The sequence below is a fragment of the Variovorax multivorans genome, assembly GCF_051216835.1.
Lineage (GTDB): Bacteria > Pseudomonadota > Gammaproteobacteria > Burkholderiales > Burkholderiaceae_C > Variovorax.
The window spans coordinates 73,875-91,500 of record NZ_JBPJZL010000006.1; the positions used below are offsets into that span (position 1 = coordinate 73,875).

Consider the following 17,626-nt stretch of genomic DNA (forward strand, 5'->3'; position numbering starts at 1 on the left):
GCGATGCCGCCGCGCATCCTCTACCTCGCGACCGCGGACGCGCGCGGCCACCTGATGCGCGCACAGCTGCTCGCGCATGCGCTGCGCGCAGCCGGCGCGCAGGTGCAGGTGCTCACCACCTCGGACGAAGGCGCGCGCTTTCTCGCCGGCTTCGGCATCGATGCGCCGGTTCTCTCGCGCCATTACGCAGTGCAGTTCGACACGCAGCAGAACATGCTGCGCCGCGAGACCGACCGCAATGTGGCGCACTACATGTTCCGCCCCGAACGCATGCTGCGCGACGTGTGGCGGCTGCGTGCACGCATGCGTGAAGCCGACCTGGTGGTGAACGACTCGTTCCACCCCGCGCTGCTGCTGATGGGCTGGCTGCCGTTCTGGCGGCGCAAGGTCGTGCACGTATACGGCGTCAGCCTGCGGCGCGCGCTAGAAACCAATTTCAAGGGACGGATGCCGGGCGCGATTGCAAAGCTGTTCGGCGGCATCGTGGCGTGGCAAATCGACCGCAGCCTCGCGCGCATCGAGCACGACTTCGCTTATGGCGAGCCGCAGCACGACGGCCACGGCCGCCACCGGCTGGCCACGCCGGTCGCGGTGGTCGATGCAGTGAACCACAGCGATGCGGCGCAGTGCGCGGCTGCCGTGTACCTCAACCCGCACTTCCAGGAGCCGGCGCTTGCCGACGGCCTCGAACAGGGTCTTGCCGACGCAGGCGTGCCGGCGCATCTCGTCGGCGAAGGCTATGCCCATCGGCCGCACTGGCATGCGCGCGATGAGCACTGGATAGAGGCGGCGGCGCACAGCGCGTTCATCGTTTCGGCGCCGGGCATGGCGGCGCTGTCCATCGCGGCGGTCTACCGAAAGCCGATCCTGTTGCTGCTGACCGACCAGCCGGAGCAGGCGATCAACGCGGGGCGCGCGGCACAGCTTGGTCTGGCGCACCGTGTGGTGGTGTGGCGCGGCGATGCGCCGAAGTTTGCGCGGGCCGTGGCTGCTGCGGCTGGCGAGTTGCTTGCGTTGCCGGCTAACGCAGCGGATGCCACCGAGGGACGACAGGGGGCCATCGAACGGCTGCAGCATTGGACTGCGCTGCTGTTCGGGCTTGCCGTTCGGGGTGCGTGCGAATGACACCGGGTACTCCCCTCCGCGAACAACAGCCGTCGCCACCTACCCAAGAACCCCACGCGCCGTATCGATCAACGCGCGAAACACCCGCGTCATCGCACGCACCGGATGCATCTCGGACCATTGCTTCGCTGTCGTCTTCGGCGGTGCGGAGATCACTCCCCGACCCATGCGCAGCGACACCTGCAGCTTCCTGATGGTGAAGGCCGGTTGGGCCATGCGGCGCGCCGTGCCGGCGGCCACGACGAACTGCAGCACCAGGCACTTGCGTCCCGCCGTCGGTTCGATCTCGAACACCAGGCTGCGCCGCCGCGCGCCGTTGCCGCGCTGGCCAGCCAGCACCGTGCCGTCGAACATGGCGAGCACGCTGGTGGCCTTGGCGTTGCTTCGGTAGTCGATGCTCACCTCGAGCCGGTACGGCCGCTGGTGCGACAGCACGAGTGGCTGCGCCAGCGAAGGCAGGGGAATGACGAGGCAGGCCAGCTCACCCTCACTGCGCGCGCCGTCGCCGTCGAAGCCCGCCCAACCGTGACTGAGCCAGCTCATCGCGGGGCTGCCGGGATGGAACAGGTAGGAACGACCCATCTGCAGCTCGGACACTTCGGGCAGGCCCTGGGTCTGATCGTCGAGACCCCAGCGCGTGAGGAAGGCGCGGTCGATCGCCGCCGCGGGCCAGGCCGTGAGGCTCGGCTTGGCATTGTTGTTGTCGTCAGCACCGCAGGCGGCGGCCATGAAATCCATCGCGCCCAGTGCGGCGCCCACTGGGATCCAGTCAGAGCAGGCCTCGGGCAGCAACCCGGCCGCATTGCGGTCGGCGCGGATCAGTGCGTGCGCGGGCTTGCGAAAGTAGTGCGCCTCGGTCAGCACGCTCGACGACAGGCTGGATGCGAAATGCACGTTGGCCGCGGACAGCAGCGCGTACGTGTTCTCCTTTGTCCACGCCACATTGGGAATGGCACGCGCGATGGGCGCCAGGTCGTGAAGTGCGCTCTCATAAGGGTGCGGCTTGATGACCAGCAGATCGACGCTGTTCGCCAGCTCGCGCAGCGGTGCGATCACGCTGGCCGGGTGCATGGTGCGTCCGCCGCTGACCAGCGACAGATCGACCAGGCTCTGGCCGAAGAACAGGCCCACACGCAGGCGTGAGTCGAACAGCGAGGCCGCGCCGTGGCGCGCGAAGCGGCCCTTGAGCGCGCTCGCGTGGTTCCAGAACAGTTCTTCGTCCACGCGGCGCGACAGCAGCGCGGCTTCGATCACAGGGTCGTTGGTGCGCGCGCAGAAGTGCAAATGCTCGGTGAAGCGGCGCGGATCGATCTCGATGTCGAGGTAGCTCGCGCCGCTGCGGTCTATGCACTGCTGCAGCGCGGGTGTGAGGCCCCAGCCGATCACGAGGCAGCCGGGGTCGAACACCGGCAGGCCTTCGCGCCCGGCCAGCGGCAGCAGGTTGGCGATGCAGGCGCGTGCCCAGCCGGCCGGTGTGCAGGGCAGCTCCAGCCGGTCCATCAGGCGCTCGACGTCGATGCGGCCGCCTTCCGACAACGGCGTGATCTCGCGCATCGGCAGGCCCAGGCGTCCCAGCGCGGTGTCGAAGAAGCCCCGGAGGAAGCGCCGGTTGGCGGCGTGATACTGCAGCCCGTTGGCTGGAGAGCGGAAGAAGTCGTCCGCAAAAATGACGTGGTGGAACCGGCTCGTGGTCATGGGTCTCGGGAGGACCGGCCTGCCCTCTGCAACCCGCCTCGCCGACCTTTTCTGTGCGATGCGTCAATCTAGGCAGCGACTCTTAGTTCAAAGTGAGAAAGACTCTGCGCATGCGCAAAGTTGCCGTAAAGGGCCGGGCTCAGTCGAGCGAGAGATTGAGATCGCGGATCAGCGGATGCCAGCGCGCCGACTCGCCCTGCAGCAGCGCCGCGAACTGCGAAGGCGCATCGCCCACCGGTTCGACACCGAACTCGGCAAACTTGCGCAGCACGGCGGGGTTGTGAATGGCGCTGGCCACCGACTGCTGCAGCCGCATCACGATCTCGCCCGGGGTGTTGGCGGGCACCACCAGGCCCATGAGCGCAGCAGCTTCGACGCGCGGCATGCCTAGCTCGGCGAAGGTCGGCACGGCCGGCAGTTCCTTCAGCCGCTGCGGGTGCGCCACCGCCAGCGCGCGCAGCTTGCCGCCCTGGATGAAGCGGCGCGACGCGGCCAGGTCGCACATCAGCACCGGCAACTGGCCGCCCGCCACGTCGGCCAGCGCAGGCGCGACGCCGCGGTAGGGCACGTGCACCATCTCCAGCCCGGCCTCGCGTTCGAGCAGCTCCATCGCCAGGTGCTGCGGACTGCCGGTGCCGGCCGAGGCAAAGCTGACCTTGCCGGGAAAGGCGCGCGCATCGTCGATGAAGGCGCGCGCGTCCCTCACGCCGCTGGAAGGGCCTACCAGCAGCACCATCGGCAGCCGGCCCAGCAGGGTGACGGGCGCGAAGTCGCGCGAGGGGTTGTAGCTGAGGTTGCGGTACAGCGCGGGGTTGAACACCAGCGTGCCGTTGTCGGCCGACAGCAGCGTGTAGCCGTCGGCCGGCGCGCGTGCGGCCTCGATGGCGCCGAGCGCGGTGTTGCCGCCTGCGCGGTTCTCGATGGTCACCGGCTGCCCCGCGTCGATGGCGAGCTGCGTGCCGATGGTGCGCGCGACGATGTCGGCGCCGGCCCCCGCGGGGTACGGCACGATCCAGCGGATGGGCCTGGCGGGGTATGCGGCCTGCGCCTTCGCTGCGCGGGGCAGTCCCGTGGCCGCGAGGGCGGCCATGGTCAGGAGGTGCAGCAGCAGCGGTCGGCGGGTCATGGACGACTGTCTCCGGAGGAGATACCAGCCGCGATGTTAGGCCGGGTCGCGTGTTCGTGTGAAAGGCGCGTCGATCAGGGCGCGACGGGGTTGCCGGGCGTGCCGGTTTCGCGGGCCGAGGCCGCGGCGGCAGCCACGGCCGGGGTGCGGTACTTGATGTTCACGGCGGGCGCTGGAGGCTCCGGCGGCGGACGCGTGATCTTGACAAGGGGCGGCCGGGCCGGTGCCGCGGTGCGCGCCACCGAGGAGGCGGCGGGTGCCTGGGCCGCGGCAGCAGGAGTGGCGATGGGCGTGAACGGATCGGCAGGTGTCGAATAGCGCACGGGGACAACCGTCGCCGGCGTTCCCGCAGGGGTCGATGCCAAAGTTGCTGGTGCCACAGGTGCAGCGGGTGTCGCTGATGCCACCGCACCGGCCGGAGCGCCCGCCACAGCAGCGGGAGCCGCAGGCGCAGCCTTCGGGTCGTAGAGCACCGCGCCCTTGCTGACGCCCGTGGCCACCGGCCCCACGCCGACACCCACGCCGGCCGAGCCCGACACCTGCCCGCCGTTGTTCACGGCCACGCCAGCGCCGAGCGGGCCGAAGCCGGTGTTGAGCCCCACCGAGAAATTGCCGTCCTTGGTGGCGCCCAGCCCGAGCGAGAGCCCGGGCACCAGCGGAATGCCGACGTGATAGTGAGAACAGCCGCCCGTCAGAAGCAACAGCAGCGCCGCCGGAACGACGGCTGCTGCACGAGGGACGCGCGGCCGGTCGTTCACACCAGCAGCGCGTTGACGCGCCTCACGTAGGCGGCCGGGTCGGCTGGCAGCCCGCCTTCGGCGAGCAGCGCCTGGTCGAACAGGATGTTCGCGAGATCGTCGAAATGCGACGAGCCCTCGAGCTTCTTCACCAGCGGATGCTCGGCGTTCACTTCGAGCACCGGCTTCAGTTCGGGCGCGGGCTGGCCGGCCTGCTTGAGCATGCGCGCGAGTTGCGTGCTCATGCCGCCGTCCTGCACCACGAGGCAGGCGGGCGAGTCGACCAGGCGCGTGGTCACGCGCACGTCTTCGGCCTTGTCCTTCAGCGCTTCCTTGAGCTTCTCGAGCATGGGCTTGAACGACTCGGCGGCCTCCTCGGCGGCCTTCTTCTCGGCCTCGTCCTGCAGCTTGCCGAGATCGACCGCGCCCTTTGCCACGCTCTGCATCGGGGTGCCGTCGAACTCGCTCAGATAGTTCAGCGCCCACTCGTCGACACGGTCGGTCATGAGCAGCACCTCGATGCCCTTCTTCTTGAAGACTTCGAGCTGCGGGCTGTTCTTGGCGGCGGCGAGGGTGTCGGCCGTGATGTAGTAGATCGCGTCCTGGCCTTCCTTCATGCGCGCCTTGTAATCGGCAAAGCTCACGCCCACCGCGTCGGTGGTGGTGGAGGCATAGCGCAGCAGCTTGGCGATGCGGTCACGGTTGCCCATGTCTTCGCCCAGGCCTTCTTTCAGCACCGCACCGAACTCGGCGTAGAACTTGGCGTACTTGCCCGATTCATCGGCGGCAGCAGCAGCGGTTTCTGCCGCGGTGGGCGTGTTCTTGTCGACGACGTCGGTCACGCCTTCGGTCGGCTCCGGTGCAGGCACCGATTCGCCCGAGCCCACGTCGATCTTGCCCTCGCCGCTCTCGGGCGCGGTCTTCTGCTTTTTGGCCAGGTCTTCGAGCATGCCGAGCACGCGCTTGGTGCTGCCTTCGCGGATCGCCTTCACGTCGCGGCTTTCCTGCAGCAGCTCGCGGCTCACGTTCAGCGGCAGGTCGGCCGAGTCGATCACGCCCTTGACGAAGCGCAGGTAGCTGGGCATCAGCGCCTCGGCGTCGTCCATGATGAAGACGCGCTTCACGTAGAGCTTCACGCCCGCGCTCTTCTCGCGGTTCCACAGGTCGAACGGTGCCTTGGCCGGGATGTAGAGCAGCTGCGTGTACTCGGTGCTGCCTTCGACGCGGTTGTGGCTCCAGGCGAGCGGGGCCTCGTAGTCGTGGCTGATGCTCTTGTAGAACTCTTCGTACTGCTCGGTGGTGATGTCCTTCTTGGGGCGGCTCCACAGGGCGTTGGCCTTGTTGACGGTTTCCCACTCGCCGGTCTTCACCATGTCGCCGGGCTGGTCGTTCTCGCCGTCCTTCCACTCTTCCTTTTCCATCAGGATGGGCAGGGAGATGTGGTCGGAGTACTTGCCGACGATCTGCTTGATCTTCCAGGCGTTGAGGTATTCGTCGGCGTCGTCGCGCAGGTGCAGCGTGATGCTGGTGCCGCGCTCTGCGCGCGTGATGTCGGCCACCTCGAAGTCACCGGCGCCGCCGCTGGCCCAGCGCACGCCCTGGTCGGCGGGCAGGCCCGCGCGGCGCGATTCGACGGTGATCTTGTCGGCCACGATGAAGCCCGAGTAGAAGCCCACGCCGAACTGGCCGATGAGTTGAGCGTCGGCCTTCTGATCGCCGCTGAGCTTGCTCATGAAGTCCTTGGTGCCGCTCTTGGCGATGGTGCCGAGGTTGTCGATGGCCTCCTGGCGCGACAGGCCGATGCCCTTGTCGGTGATGGTGATGGTGCGCGCGGCCTTGTCGAAGCTCAGGCGCACGTCGAGCTCTGGCTGGTCTTCATACAGCTCGGGGTGGTCGAGCGCCTCGAAGCGCAGCTTGTCGCACGCGTCCGACGCGTTCGAGATCAGCTCGCGCAGGAAGATTTCCTTGTTCGAGTAAAGCGCATGCGTGACGAGGTGCAGCAGTTGCGCGACTTCAGCCTGGAAGGGGAGTTTGGTTTTGGAGGAATCAGACATGGAAAGAGAAATATCGAAGCCAAAAAATTCTAAGTCGGGCACGGCGTCCATGCGGTGACGCTGTGCCAACTTCTTCAAATGGGTGGTCTTTCGACCTCATCAAGAGGCAAATGGGGTCGAAAGGCTCCATTTTGCGCATCCCTGAAGACTTAAGAAACAACGTTCTCACACGGGGAAGCCCTCGGGGTCACGAAATATTGACGTTCGTCAACATTTATGAAATACCCTGCGCTGATCCGGAACAGGGCCGCAACACCCGGGAGACAAAACAGGGATGTCGCCAGATGATTCGAATGACGCCGTGGGCCGTACCCGGTCCCGCCGGAGCCTTGTGGCATCCGAGGGGCGCACTCGTGTGGCTCGAATGCACGACCGCCCTGGCATGGCTGTCCTGCGCGCAGGCGCAGGCCGAGCCCCAGAAACCCCAGGCCGTGGCTGACGCACGCATCGAGACCCTCGACCGTGCACAGGCGGAGCAGGCGCGGCTGAAGGCGCTCGTCGACTCCGCACCCAAGGCCTATGAAGACCGCTTCGAGACTCTCGATGCCGACACCGCGGCGGCCGACGCAACGCCCGAAGCCGAGCAGCCGCAAGGCTACCGCGCCTGGCTGGTGGAAAGCCGCATCGGCTTCGGCGACGCCACGACCACCGGTTACGGCCGCCAGCGCGCAACCGAGTTCGGCCAGCGCTTCGAGTACCGGCGCGAAACCCTCAACTACGGCGAGTTCGTGCTGCAGGCCGACGGCCGCCACCTGGGTGGCGACAACAGCGCGAGCGGCATCGGCATCGGCTCGCTGGGCTATGCGCGCGAGGCCACCAGCGGCCGCTTCACGCTGCGCAACCTCGGCTTTCCGCTGACCACGCAGACCTTCGCCGACACCGCCGTGGGCGACATCTACAGCGAAGTCACCGACGGCCTGGCGCGCAACTACAGGCTCACGCTGGGCTCGACCACGGTGCGCGGCGCATCGACGCGCATCTTCAACACCGATCTCGACGTGCGCGCCGGCATCGGCCAGCGTGGCAACCTCACGGGCGGGCCGTACCCCGGCTTCGAGAAGAGCCAGGGCACGCTCGGCTGGCTCGGGACCACGCTGCGCCTGGGCGATCCGTGGTTCGCCTCGTTCCAGTTCGACCAGGCGCGCGATATTCCGGCCTACTACATCGACCCCATCACGGCGATGGGCATCGGCCGCAAGGACGTCACGAGCTGGGCAACCTCGATCGGCTACGGCCGCGAGGTGGTGCGCGACGGCGACTTCAAGGCACGCGCCACGCTGGTGGGCAGCCGCGTGAACTCGCCCACGCCGGGCGTGGCAACCGGCAACTCACAGGGCCTCTTCATCGAGGCGAGCGCGCGCACCGGCCTGTACCGCCATGAATTCGGCGTCTACACCGCGCGGCCCAACCTGTACTTCGGCGACTACGCACTGGCGACCGGCACGCGCGGTGCGTACTGGCGCGTGGACCGCAACACCAGCCGCATGAGCTGGGGCGCCGGCCTGGACTACGAGCGCGCGGCGCCAGACACCAACTTCCATCTCTCGGGCTACCGGCGCTTCGGCGCGAGCGGCAACTTCCAATACCTGTTCGACCGCTACAACTCCGTCGGCGGCAGCCTGAGCGCGTACCGCACGCGCTACGAAGGGCTGCAAGACGGCAGCACCACAAGCTCCGCCGGCAGCGGCGACGGCCGCAGCCTCTACGGCAGCGCCTTCTACCAGACCCGCTTCTTCGACTGGCCGCGCAGCCGCTTCACGCTGACGGTGCGGCGCAACGAGCTGATCGTGCTGGGCGACAGCGCCGCCACCGGCCAGGAAGTGCAATGGGAGCAGGACTGGATCGGCGGGCGCTACGAGACGATGCGCCCCGAACTCACCACCACCCTCGGCCATGCGCGCGACAGCAGCGGCGGCACCACCCGCAGCTACCCGACGGCGGGCCTGCAATTCCGCTACTGGATCGACAGCGGCTTCAACGTCGGCGGCAACCTGCGCTACACCTCGCAAAGCGGCGGCCTCTACACCAGCCGCGGCCTGTCGGGCTCGCTCATGGCCGAGAAGGAGCTGGGCGCGGGCTGGCGCGTGGGCTTCATGGCCAACTTCAACCAGGCGCGCGCATCGCTGCTGCCGACCTCTTATTCCGCGCCCAATCTCTATCGCAGCAATGAGAAGACCGCCTACGTCTACCTGCGCTGGGAGGGCAGCGCGGGCACGGCCTACCGGGCGGCGGGCATGCGCGGCGAGGGTGCGGGCGGCGGCAGCGTGTCGGGCCGCGTGTTCTATGACGCCAACCGCGACGGCGAGCAGCAGTCGGGCGAAGGCGGCGTGGCCGGCGTCGAGGTGCTGCTCGACGGCCGCTACCGCGCCATCACCGACCGCGACGGCCGCTTCGAATTTCCGCTGGTGACCACCGGCCGGCATCAACTGACGCTCACGCTCGAAAGCGTACCGCTGCCCTGGGGCGTGGCCGGCGACAGCGGAACGAGCGTGAACGTGCCGCTGCGTGGCCAGGCCACTGCCGCGATTCCCGTGGTCAAGGTGGGCGAATGAACCACGACACCGACCTTTCGATTTCTTTTTTTCCCCGCATACACAACCCCAAGGAGACTTCATGACCCGAAAACCCATTGCCCGCCTCGCGCTGGCCGCCTCGCTCACAGGCCTCGCCCTTGCCGGAGGACCCGCCATGGCCGAGAGCCAATACGGCTCCGGCACAGGCACGATCACGGCGCAGGCCAAGGTGAACCTGAGCGTGACGGTGCCCAAGCTGATCCTGCTGCGCGTCGGCTCGACCAATACCACGGTCGACACGGTGACCTGGACTTCAGCCCTCAGCATTCCGGGCGTGCCCACCACGCCGGTGGTGGGCAACAACACCAACGTGGACTGGAACGGCGCGGCGCCCACCGTCACGACCACGTCCGCCGCGAGCACGCTCACCGTGTACGCCTGGACCAACGCCGGCGCCGGCACCATCAACTGCGCCATGGGCGCCTGGGCGCCCCTCACTGGCGGCCCGACGAACGCGGACTTCACCGTCACCGCAACGGGCACGCTGCCGCACCCGGGCGCCAACCTCGGCGCCTGCGCCTCGACCTCGTTCCCCTCGAACGCGGTCGCCACTGGCACCTGGGCCTACTCGCTGGGTGGCACGCCCGCCGGCTGGGCTGCGAACACGTACACGAACACCATCACGTACACAGCCCAGGGCATCTGATGGCGCGCTCCGGGCTGCACACCCGGCGATGCGAGGCGGTCGCCGCCGCGGCGCTCATGGCGTCGGCGGCGAGCCTCGCCCCGGCCGCGCATGCCGTCATCACCACGGTGACCGACACGGGCAGCACCTACGGCCTGACCCTGCGCGTGGGATCGGCCGGCGCGACCATCGACACGGTGGCCTTCAGCGTGACCGGCGCCAACGCCGGGCTGACCCCCACGGCAGTGACCGGCACGCCGACCATCGACGTCTGGGTGATGCCGGTGCGCCCCATAGCCAACACCACCGTAGCGCGGCCGGTGACGCTGCGCGTCGATTCCTCCATCGCCCTGAGCTGCCAGTCGGGCGGCTGCGGCACCACGACCATTCCCTTCAGCAAGATCAGCTGGGTGGCCACGAACAACAGCAACGCCGCCTCGGGCGACATCCAGGGCGGCCGCTTCACCACCGCCGCCAACCAGTCGATCGCGAGCTACGACGCGAACGCCACCTTCTGCGTCGGCGTGCTCGGCCTGCCCTGCGTCCTGGGCATCGGCACCTGGACCTACCTGTCGCGCAACGTGACTGCCACGCGGCTGCAGTTCTCCTACGACAACGACGTGGTGTACCCGGGCGGCAACTACAAGGGCACCGTGCGCTTCACGGCCTCGATGGAATGACCTCCCTGCGCTTTCACCGATGGCCAGCCGCTGCACTGCTGCTCTGCGGTGCAGCGCTCGCCCCCGCATGGGCGGCGGTCGCCCGGCTCGACGATTCGGCCTCCCCGCGCGCATAGGTGCGCAGCGATTTCAGCAACGCCCAGGGGATGGACGGCAACATGGTCGTGCTGCCCCTCGGGCGCATCGAATACCGGCTGGCCACTGCCCCCCACGTGGGCCGGCGCGCGCGCATCTTCTATGTGATTCCGTCGATGGTCGCGGGCCTGCGCTCGCCGGCCGGAATGCAGGTGCAATGGCGCGGCAACGGCGCCTTCGCAAGTGGCAGCGGCCGCCCCGGCGACCGGGTGCAGGTGTGGAACGGCGTGGTCCAGGCGCCATGGATGAACGAGACCTTCGAGCTGACGCTGCGCGTCGATCCCCGCGAGCTGCGCATGCCTTCGGGCTCGGCACTGAGCTTCGAGTCGTTCTTCGAAATCGAAACGCTGCCATGAACGTTTTTCTCTCTCCCTCTTCTCTTGTCCTTCTGCTGCTGGCAGTAGCCGGCGCTGCAACGGCCGCGCCCTTCGAGCTGGCCGTCACGCCGTCGCGCTTCGAACTCTCGGGCAAGGCCGGCACGCGCCTGGGGCAATCGCTCGACATCCACAACCTGGCGCCGACCGCCACCGAGGTGACGATGCGCACCATCGACTGGAGCTATTCGGCCGAAGGCAACATCGGCTACCACGACGAGCTGCTGCCCGGCAGCTGCAGGCCGTGGGTGGTGCTGGAGCGGCGCAGCGTGTCGGTGCCGGCACGCAGCAAGAAGGCGTTCCGCTTCCAGGTCGATCCGCCGGCCGACGCGCCGCGCGGCGAGTGCCGCTTCATGATCGCCATCGAGGGCACGGAGCCGGCGCAGCAGACCGTCATCCAGAGCGGCGGAGCCAGCCTGAGCCTGCCGGTCACGGGCCGCATCGCGGTGGCGGTTTACGTCATGCTCAACGGCGCCGAGCCCAAGCTCGAAATCAAGCAGATCGCCAGCGGAGAAACAGACGGCGCACGCCGCACGCTGGTGACCGTGAGCAACACGGGCGACGCGCATGGCCGTCTCGAAGGCAGCCTGGACGCCACCGACAGCAAGGGCCGCGCGTTCGAGCTGGTGCCCGAAGGCACGCCGATCCTGCCGGGGCAGACACGCACGCTGGCACTGGTGCCCAAGGGCGAGAGCGGCCAGCCCGCGCCGCAGCCCGCCTACCCGGTCAAGGCCAGCGGCACGCTGGACTGGGACAAGGGCAGCTTCAAGGTGGACATGGAGCTCAAGTGACGCACCGCATAGGCCCCCTGGCAGGCACGTTCTCGGGCCTGCTCGCCACGGCCGTCGGCATGGCGCAGGTGGGAGCCACGCACGCCGCGTCGAGCACCGTGGGCCCGAGCGCCTCGGTGCCGCTGACCACCGGGTTGGTGAACCTCGACTTCACGATCGCCATCGACAAGTTCATCTTCTTTCGCATCGGCGACGGCGCGTGGCCTACGCCGGGCGGCACCACGAGCACGGTGAGCTTCGTGCTGACGCCGTCAATCCCGGGTGGGCCCACCACGCCGGTCGCGGGCAACAACACGTCCGTGAACTGGAGCGGCGCGGCGCCGACCTTCAGCGTCACGCCAAGCGGCAACGCGCTGCCGGTCGAAGTGCGCAGCAACGCGGGGCAGGTGACGCTGCGGGCCACCGCGACCGCGCCGCTCATGAGCGGGACCAACGCGATCCCGCTGTCGGAGATCACGATTGCCAGCAGCGACAGCAACCTGCCCGCGCCGCCGATTCCCAACTCGGGCACGGGCACCACGGTCAATGTCGTGGGCACCAGCTTCGCCAACCTCGTCACCCAGCGCACCGCGACCTGGACCTTCTCGTATGCAAACCTGGCCAGCCGCACCGCCGGCACCTACACCGGGCAGGTCACCTTCACGGCCAGTTCGCCCTGATTGGCCCTGACCGGCTCTTTCCGGCGCGCAAGTCAGCTGGCGCTGGGATCGCTCGCCAAAGCTGCGCGGTGGATCTTTTCCTTCACCCCTCCAGGAGCTTTGCATGAACAACAAGAAATCCCGCGTGCTGTGCGTCGCAGCCTTCCTCGGCCTAGCCTCGCTCGGCGCACAGGCGCAGGTTCCCGCCGATGCACCGGCCGGCACCACCGTGCAATGCAAGGACGGCAGCTATGCCTCGCCCGACGCCAAGTCGGGCGCCTGCCGCGGTCACAAGGGCATAAAGACCTGGTTCGGCAAGGCTGCACCGGCTGCTGCTGGTGCAGCCGCGGCAACCGCGCCGGCCGCAGCGGCTGCGCCCGCACCAGCGGTCGAGACCCAGTCGGCCAAGGTCGACAAGACCGGCGTGGCACCGAGCACCGGCACGGCCACCAGGACGCCCGGCTCGCCCGACCTCACGAAGATGGCTGCCGCTCCCGGTGGCGGCGCAGGCAAGGTGTGGGCGAACGACGAGACCAAGGTCTATCACTGCATGGGCGACCGTTATTACGGCAAGACCAAGAAGGGCGAATACCTGAGCGAAGCCGATGCCAAGGCCAAGGGCATGCACGCGTCTCACAACAAGGCTTGCTCCTGATCAGCGCGGCTGCGACTCCACTTCTCGCGTCCAGCGGTCGATCAGGCGCTTGCGCTCGGCCGCCTTGCCGTATTTCTCGAAGTCGTACTTGATGAGCTTCACGTCGGCCATCGACGGGATGCGCGGGTCCGGCTTGAAGGTCTTGTTGGCCGGTGACTGCAGGCTGCCCGACTGCCCGCCGATAGCCTGGCCCGCGGGGCTCATGAGCCAGTCGTAGTAGCGCTTGGCGTTTTCCTTGTTGCGCGCGCCTTTCACGAGGGCGATGCCGCCGATCTCGTAGCCCGTGCCTTCGCACGGCGCGGCGGTCTTCACGGGAAATTTGTCATAGCGCCAGCGCTCGAAGCCGAAGATGAAGCTCACGCCGATGGCCACTTCGCCCTTGGCCACGTTGGGCGCCTGCGCCTGGCCGCTGCGGGTGTAGCTGGTGACGTTCCTGTGCAGCTTCTTCAGGTACTCGAAGGCCGCTTCTTCGCCCATCTGCTGCACCAGGCCCGCGATGATGGTGTAGGCCGTGCCGCTGGAGGCCGGGTGCGAAATTTCGATCTCGCCCTTGTATTCGGGCTTGACGAGGTCGGCCCAGCACCTGGGCTCGTGCAGCTTCTTTTTCTTGAGCAGGTCGGTGTTGAAGCCGAAGCCGATGGCGCTCGTGTAGAAGCCGCCCACCATGTTCTGCGACAGCGCGTACTGCCGCACCGCCCAGTCGTGCAGGTCGTTGATATAGGCCGGGCGATAGGGTTCGAGCAGGCCTTGCTCAGCAGCCTGCAGGAACGGGTCGCCGGTGCCGCCCCACCAGATGTCGGTCTTGGGGTTGGCGGCCTCCGCGCGCAGCTGCGCGCCGATTTCGCCGGTGCCCTTGTGGGCCTGCTGCACCTTGATGCCGGTCTCGCGCGTGAATGCGGTGGCCGCCGCTTCGCACCAGCCCGCGTCGGTGCTGCACAGCGCGTTGACGGTGCCTTGCGCCGCGGTGTTCGACACCCCCAGCAGGGCCACCGTGGAAATGCATGCGGCGGTGGCGATGTGTCGGATGGCGAATGGGCGCATGCGCGGTTCTCCTCGGTCGTTGTTTGTTCGAAGGCGCAGGATAGCGCCCGCTTCAGCGCGCGGCCAGCAGCGGCGGCAGGTGCTCGGCGAGCCAGTCGATCACCACCCGCGTCTTCAGCGGCAGGTAGCGGCTGCGCGAGCGGATCACGTGCAGCGCGAAGCCGAAGGGCCGAGGCTCGTCGAACACGCGCACCAGCGTGCCGGCCGCGAGCGCATCGGCCGCAAGCCACGCGGGCAAGCGCGCGAGGCCCATGCCGCCGATGGCGGCTTCGAGCAGCACCTCGGCGCTGTCGCAGCGCAGCCGCGAAGGCAGCGTCACGTCGACAAGACGGCCTTCGGCATCATGGAAGCGCCAGGACGAGATCTGGCCGTCGCGCGCATAGAGCACGGCCTCGTGCGGCGCCTTCAGGTCGTCGATGTTTGCGGGATGCCCGTGTTCGGCCAGGTAGGCGGGCGAGGCGCACAGCGCCATCCACTGCATGCCGACAGGCCGGGCGACCAGCTCCGCGCTGTCGGCGAGTTCACCGCTGCGGATGGCCAGGTCGAGCCCCTCCTCCACGAGATCCACGCGCCGGTCGTTGAACGAGAGTTCGAGCGACAGCTGCGGATGGCGGCGCGCCAGCGCCAGCAGCAGCGGCCCGACCTTCAGCCGGCCCAGCATCGCCGGCATGCTCAGGCGCACCAGGCCCGAGGCGGTGCTGCGCGCAACGTCGGTCACGGCTTCGGCCGCGTCGAGTTCGGCCAGCACGCGGCGGCAGCGCTCGTAGTAGCCGTGGCCCTCCTCGGTGAGGCTCTGGCTGCGCGTGGTGCGCAAAAAGAGCCGCGTGTTCAGGCGCGCTTCGAGCCGCGCGATGCTCTTGGCGACGGCCGAGCGCGTGACATGCAGGCGCTGCGCGGCCAGCGCGAAGCTGCCCGCCTCGGCCGCCGCGACGAATTCTTCGATGCCCTGCAGACGTTGGCCCATTGGAGACTTTCAAGCACCAGTGAAAAGAAAATTATCCGCCACCGGGTATCTGGCATCGTCAATAGCATGAAAGCTCCTCGTCTTTCCCGGAGTCTTTTTCATGCAAGAACCTCGAACACTGCGCCGCTGGCAGCTCCCCACGCTCGGCCGCGCCCACCTCGAACAGGCCGAAGCGCCGTTGCCCATGCCGGGCGCGAACCAGATCCTCGTGAAGGTCGGCGCGGTGTCGCTCAACTACCGCGACCTGCTGATGATTCGCGACGGCATGGGCATGGCGCTCGAGCTGCCCTTCACGCCCGGCTCCGACATGGCGGGCACCGTGGCGGCCATCGGTCCGGGCGTAACGCGCTTCGCCGTCGGCGACCGGGTCGTCAACACCTTCTGGGGCGGCTGGATCGACAGCCACTGGCATGCGGAGGCCACGCTCCTCGGCGGGCCCGGCCCCGGCATGCTCGCCTCGCACGTGCTGCTCGACGCCGCCTGGGCCGTGGCCGCGCCCACGACGCTGAGCCTGGCCGAAGCCAGCACGCTGCCGTGCGCGGGTCTCACCGCATGGTTCGCGCTCGCCGAGACCGGCGCGTTGCGCGCGGGCGAGACGGTGCTGATTCACGGCACCGGCGGCGTCGCGCTGTTCGGCCTGCAGATCGCGCGGCTGCATGGCGCACAGGCCATCGTCGTCACGGGCAGCGAAGACAAGCGCGCACAGGCGCTGGCACTCGGCGCCACGCACGTGCTGGCGCGCGACGGCGACTGGCCCGCCGAAGTGCGCAGGCTCACGCAAGGTCGCGGTGCCGACCACGTGCTCGAACTCGCGAGCGGCCCCAACCTCGATCGCTCGCTGCAGGCTGTGAAGCAGGGCGGTCGCGTGTCGATCATCGGCATGCTCGGCGGCGAGACGCTGAGCGCGTCGTTCTATGCGATGGTGCTGGGCCGCGTGACGGTGCAGGGCATCGGCGTGGGCCACCGGCGCGCGCTCGAAGACCTGGTGCGCGCCGTCGATGCGAATGCGCTCAAGCCGGCGATTGCCGCGCAGTACGGCTTCGATGCACTGCCCGCCGCGCTCGATCATCTCGAGCGCGGCGCGTTCGGAAAGATCGTCGTGACGCTCTGAGCGAAGACGCAACGCAGTTGCGGCGCTGCACAAAAGCCGCGCCATCCGTGAACAGGTTCCGTTAGTACGAATTACACGCTCGACGCCCCCTCCTGGCGTTCCTAGAATCCGCCCGCGCACGGCTTCGTGCATTGCGCGTTTTCTCAACTTCAGGATGGAGAGTTATGGAACACAGTACCTACAAAAAATGGTCGGCCGAGTTCATTGGTACTTTCTGGCTCACGCTCGGAGGCTGCGGAAGCGCAGTTCTGGCAGCGGCCTTTCCGGGTGTCGGCATCGGCCTGCTCGGGGTCTCGCTGGCCTTCGGTCTCACGGTGGTGACGGGCGCCTATGCACTGGGCCCGATCTCGGGCGGGCACTTCAACCCTGCCGTGTCGATCGGCCTTGCGGCCGCGGGCCGCTTCAAGGCCTCGCAGCTCGCGGGCTACATCGTGGCGCAGGTGCTCGGCGCCATCGCGGCGGCCGGTGTGCTGTATCTCATCGCCACGGGCAAGCCGGGCGCTGACATCGGCGGCTTCGCCACCAACGGCTATGGCGAGCACTCGCCCGGCAAGTACGGCATGACGGCCGCATTGCTGTGCGAAGTGGTGATGACGGCCGTGTTCCTGATCGTGATCCTCGGCTCCACCGCCAAGCGCGCGGCCGGCGGCTTCGCAGGCCTTGCGATCGGCCTGTGCCTCACGCTGATCCACCTGATCTCGATCCCTGTGACCAACACTTCGGTCAACCCGGCGCGCAGCACGGGCCCGGCCCTGTTCGGGCCGTCCTATGCGGTGTCGGAACTGTGGCTGTTCTGGGCGGCGCCCATTGCGGGTGCCATCATCGGCGCGGTGATCTACCGCGCCCTGCTCAGCAACGGCAACGACGACTGATCGCTGATCGTCGTCATCACCGGCAGCGCAGCTTCAGTTCAGCTGCCGCTGCCCGACCTCACCATCGGCAGTGAAGTCGACTGCCCGATCGGCTCGGTGCCGCTCGGATGCGACGCCCCATAGGCGCCAGCCTGGATGTCGGCCACCGGCATCGTCGAGCTCATCGCGGGTGCGCTGGTCGACTGGCCCATTGGCTCGGTGCCGCTCGGACGGGCTGCGGCCATCGCGCCAGCCTGGACGTCCGGGTTCGCGGGCGAATTCATCTGCAGCGGATGGAAATCCGAACCATCGGTGGTTTCGGCCGATGCGGTGACGGCGCCCATGGCTGCCAGCGCAGCAAAGGAACCGACGGCGAGAAGCTTGAAGGAAGTGCGCATGACGTGTTCTCCTGATTGCAGGTTGTCCCCGGTCACGTGCCATCGCGCGAACT

General features: G+C 68.2%; 17 protein-coding genes. 10 read left to right on the forward strand and 7 right to left on the reverse strand.

Features of this window, described 5'->3' with window-relative positions; all coding sequences use genetic code 11:
- Positions 1-3 precede the first annotated feature (3 nt).
- A complete protein-coding gene (locus ACSFCA_RS16580) occupies positions 4-1,125 on the forward strand; it encodes a glycosyltransferase family protein (RefSeq protein WP_435460493.1) in 1,122 nt (373 codons plus the stop codon).
- Between the two features lie 39 nt (positions 1,126-1,164).
- Here ACSFCA_RS16580 and ACSFCA_RS16585 read toward each other — a convergent pair whose 3' ends face one another.
- From ACSFCA_RS16585 to htpG, 4 genes are all read right to left on the reverse strand, one after another.
- On the reverse strand, positions 1,165-2,820 hold the full coding sequence (locus tag ACSFCA_RS16585; protein WP_435460492.1) for a hypothetical protein: 1,656 nt from the start codon (positions 2,818-2,820) through the stop codon (positions 1,165-1,167).
- A gap of 139 nt (positions 2,821-2,959) precedes the next feature.
- A complete protein-coding gene (locus ACSFCA_RS16590) occupies positions 2,960-3,946 on the reverse strand; it encodes a Bug family tripartite tricarboxylate transporter substrate binding protein (protein WP_435460491.1) in 987 nt (328 codons plus the stop codon).
- A gap of 74 nt (positions 3,947-4,020) precedes the next feature.
- On the reverse strand, positions 4,021-4,704 hold the full coding sequence (locus ACSFCA_RS16595; RefSeq protein ID WP_258352451.1) for a hypothetical protein: 684 nt from the start codon (positions 4,702-4,704) through the stop codon (positions 4,021-4,023).
- Positions 4,701-6,737 carry a molecular chaperone HtpG gene (gene htpG / locus ACSFCA_RS16600; RefSeq protein ID WP_435460490.1) on the reverse strand — a complete coding sequence of 679 codons (2,037 nt, stop codon included), beginning with the start codon at positions 6,735-6,737 and terminating at the stop codon, positions 4,701-4,703. Before htpG ends, ACSFCA_RS16595 begins: the two co-directional genes overlap by 4 nt.
- Before the next feature lie 353 nt (positions 6,738-7,090).
- Between htpG and ACSFCA_RS16605 the strand changes: the two genes are divergently transcribed.
- The 7 genes from ACSFCA_RS16605 to ACSFCA_RS16635 all read left to right on the forward strand — a co-directional run bounded on the left by ACSFCA_RS16605 (position 7,091) and on the right by ACSFCA_RS16635 (position 13,208).
- Positions 7,091-9,289, forward strand: coding sequence for an SdrD B-like domain-containing protein (locus tag ACSFCA_RS16605; protein WP_435477059.1), 2,199 nt, complete (start codon positions 7,091-7,093; stop codon positions 9,287-9,289).
- 61 nt (positions 9,290-9,350) lie between these two features.
- Entirely contained in the window at positions 9,351-9,956 is a 606-nt protein-coding gene (locus ACSFCA_RS16610; RefSeq protein WP_097197740.1) for a hypothetical protein, read from the forward strand.
- Positions 9,956-10,615, forward strand: coding sequence for a hypothetical protein (locus ACSFCA_RS16615; protein WP_435460488.1), 660 nt, complete (start codon positions 9,956-9,958; stop codon positions 10,613-10,615). Before ACSFCA_RS16610 ends, ACSFCA_RS16615 begins: the two co-directional genes overlap by 1 nt.
- A gap of 116 nt (positions 10,616-10,731) precedes the next feature.
- Positions 10,732-11,106 carry a hypothetical protein gene (locus ACSFCA_RS16620; protein ID WP_435477062.1) on the forward strand — a complete coding sequence of 125 codons (375 nt, stop codon included), beginning with the start codon at positions 10,732-10,734 and terminating at the stop codon, positions 11,104-11,106.
- Positions 11,103-11,915, forward strand: a complete 813-nt coding sequence (locus ACSFCA_RS16625) for a COG1470 family protein (RefSeq protein ID WP_435460486.1) — start codon at positions 11,103-11,105, stop codon at positions 11,913-11,915. Before ACSFCA_RS16620 ends, ACSFCA_RS16625 begins: the two co-directional genes overlap by 4 nt.
- Positions 11,912-12,574: a hypothetical protein gene (locus tag ACSFCA_RS16630; protein ID WP_435460485.1), complete on the forward strand. Its 663-nt coding sequence runs from the start codon at positions 11,912-11,914 to the stop codon at positions 12,572-12,574. Before ACSFCA_RS16625 ends, ACSFCA_RS16630 begins: the two co-directional genes overlap by 4 nt.
- 103 nt (positions 12,575-12,677) lie before the next feature.
- Positions 12,678-13,208: a DUF3761 domain-containing protein gene (locus tag ACSFCA_RS16635; protein WP_435460484.1), complete on the forward strand. Its 531-nt coding sequence runs from the start codon at positions 12,678-12,680 to the stop codon at positions 13,206-13,208.
- Here the strand turns inward: ACSFCA_RS16635 and ACSFCA_RS16640 are convergent, their stop codons facing one another.
- On the reverse strand, positions 13,209-14,249 hold the full coding sequence (locus tag ACSFCA_RS16640) for an ABC transporter substrate-binding protein (RefSeq protein WP_258352444.1): 1,041 nt from the start codon (positions 14,247-14,249) through the stop codon (positions 13,209-13,211).
- A 52-nt stretch (positions 14,250-14,301) separates the two neighbouring features.
- Positions 14,302-15,213, reverse strand: coding sequence for a LysR family transcriptional regulator (locus ACSFCA_RS16645; RefSeq protein ID WP_435460483.1), 912 nt, complete (start codon positions 15,211-15,213; stop codon positions 14,302-14,304).
- Between the two features lie 100 nt (positions 15,214-15,313).
- Here ACSFCA_RS16645 and ACSFCA_RS16650 point away from each other — a divergent pair, with 100 nt between their 5' ends.
- Together ACSFCA_RS16650 and aqpZ are read left to right on the forward strand one after the other, a co-directional pair.
- Entirely contained in the window at positions 15,314-16,324 is a 1,011-nt protein-coding gene (locus tag ACSFCA_RS16650; protein ID WP_435460482.1) for a zinc-dependent alcohol dehydrogenase family protein, read from the forward strand.
- Positions 16,325-16,488: 164 nt separating this feature from the next.
- A complete protein-coding gene (gene aqpZ / locus ACSFCA_RS16655) occupies positions 16,489-17,196 on the forward strand; it encodes an aquaporin Z (protein ID WP_093058653.1) in 708 nt (235 codons plus the stop codon).
- Between the two features lie 38 nt (positions 17,197-17,234).
- Here aqpZ and ACSFCA_RS16660 read toward each other — a convergent pair whose 3' ends face one another.
- Positions 17,235-17,573 carry a hypothetical protein gene (locus tag ACSFCA_RS16660; protein WP_435460481.1) on the reverse strand — a complete coding sequence of 113 codons (339 nt, stop codon included), beginning with the start codon at positions 17,571-17,573 and terminating at the stop codon, positions 17,235-17,237.
- Positions 17,574-17,626 lie beyond the last annotated feature (53 nt).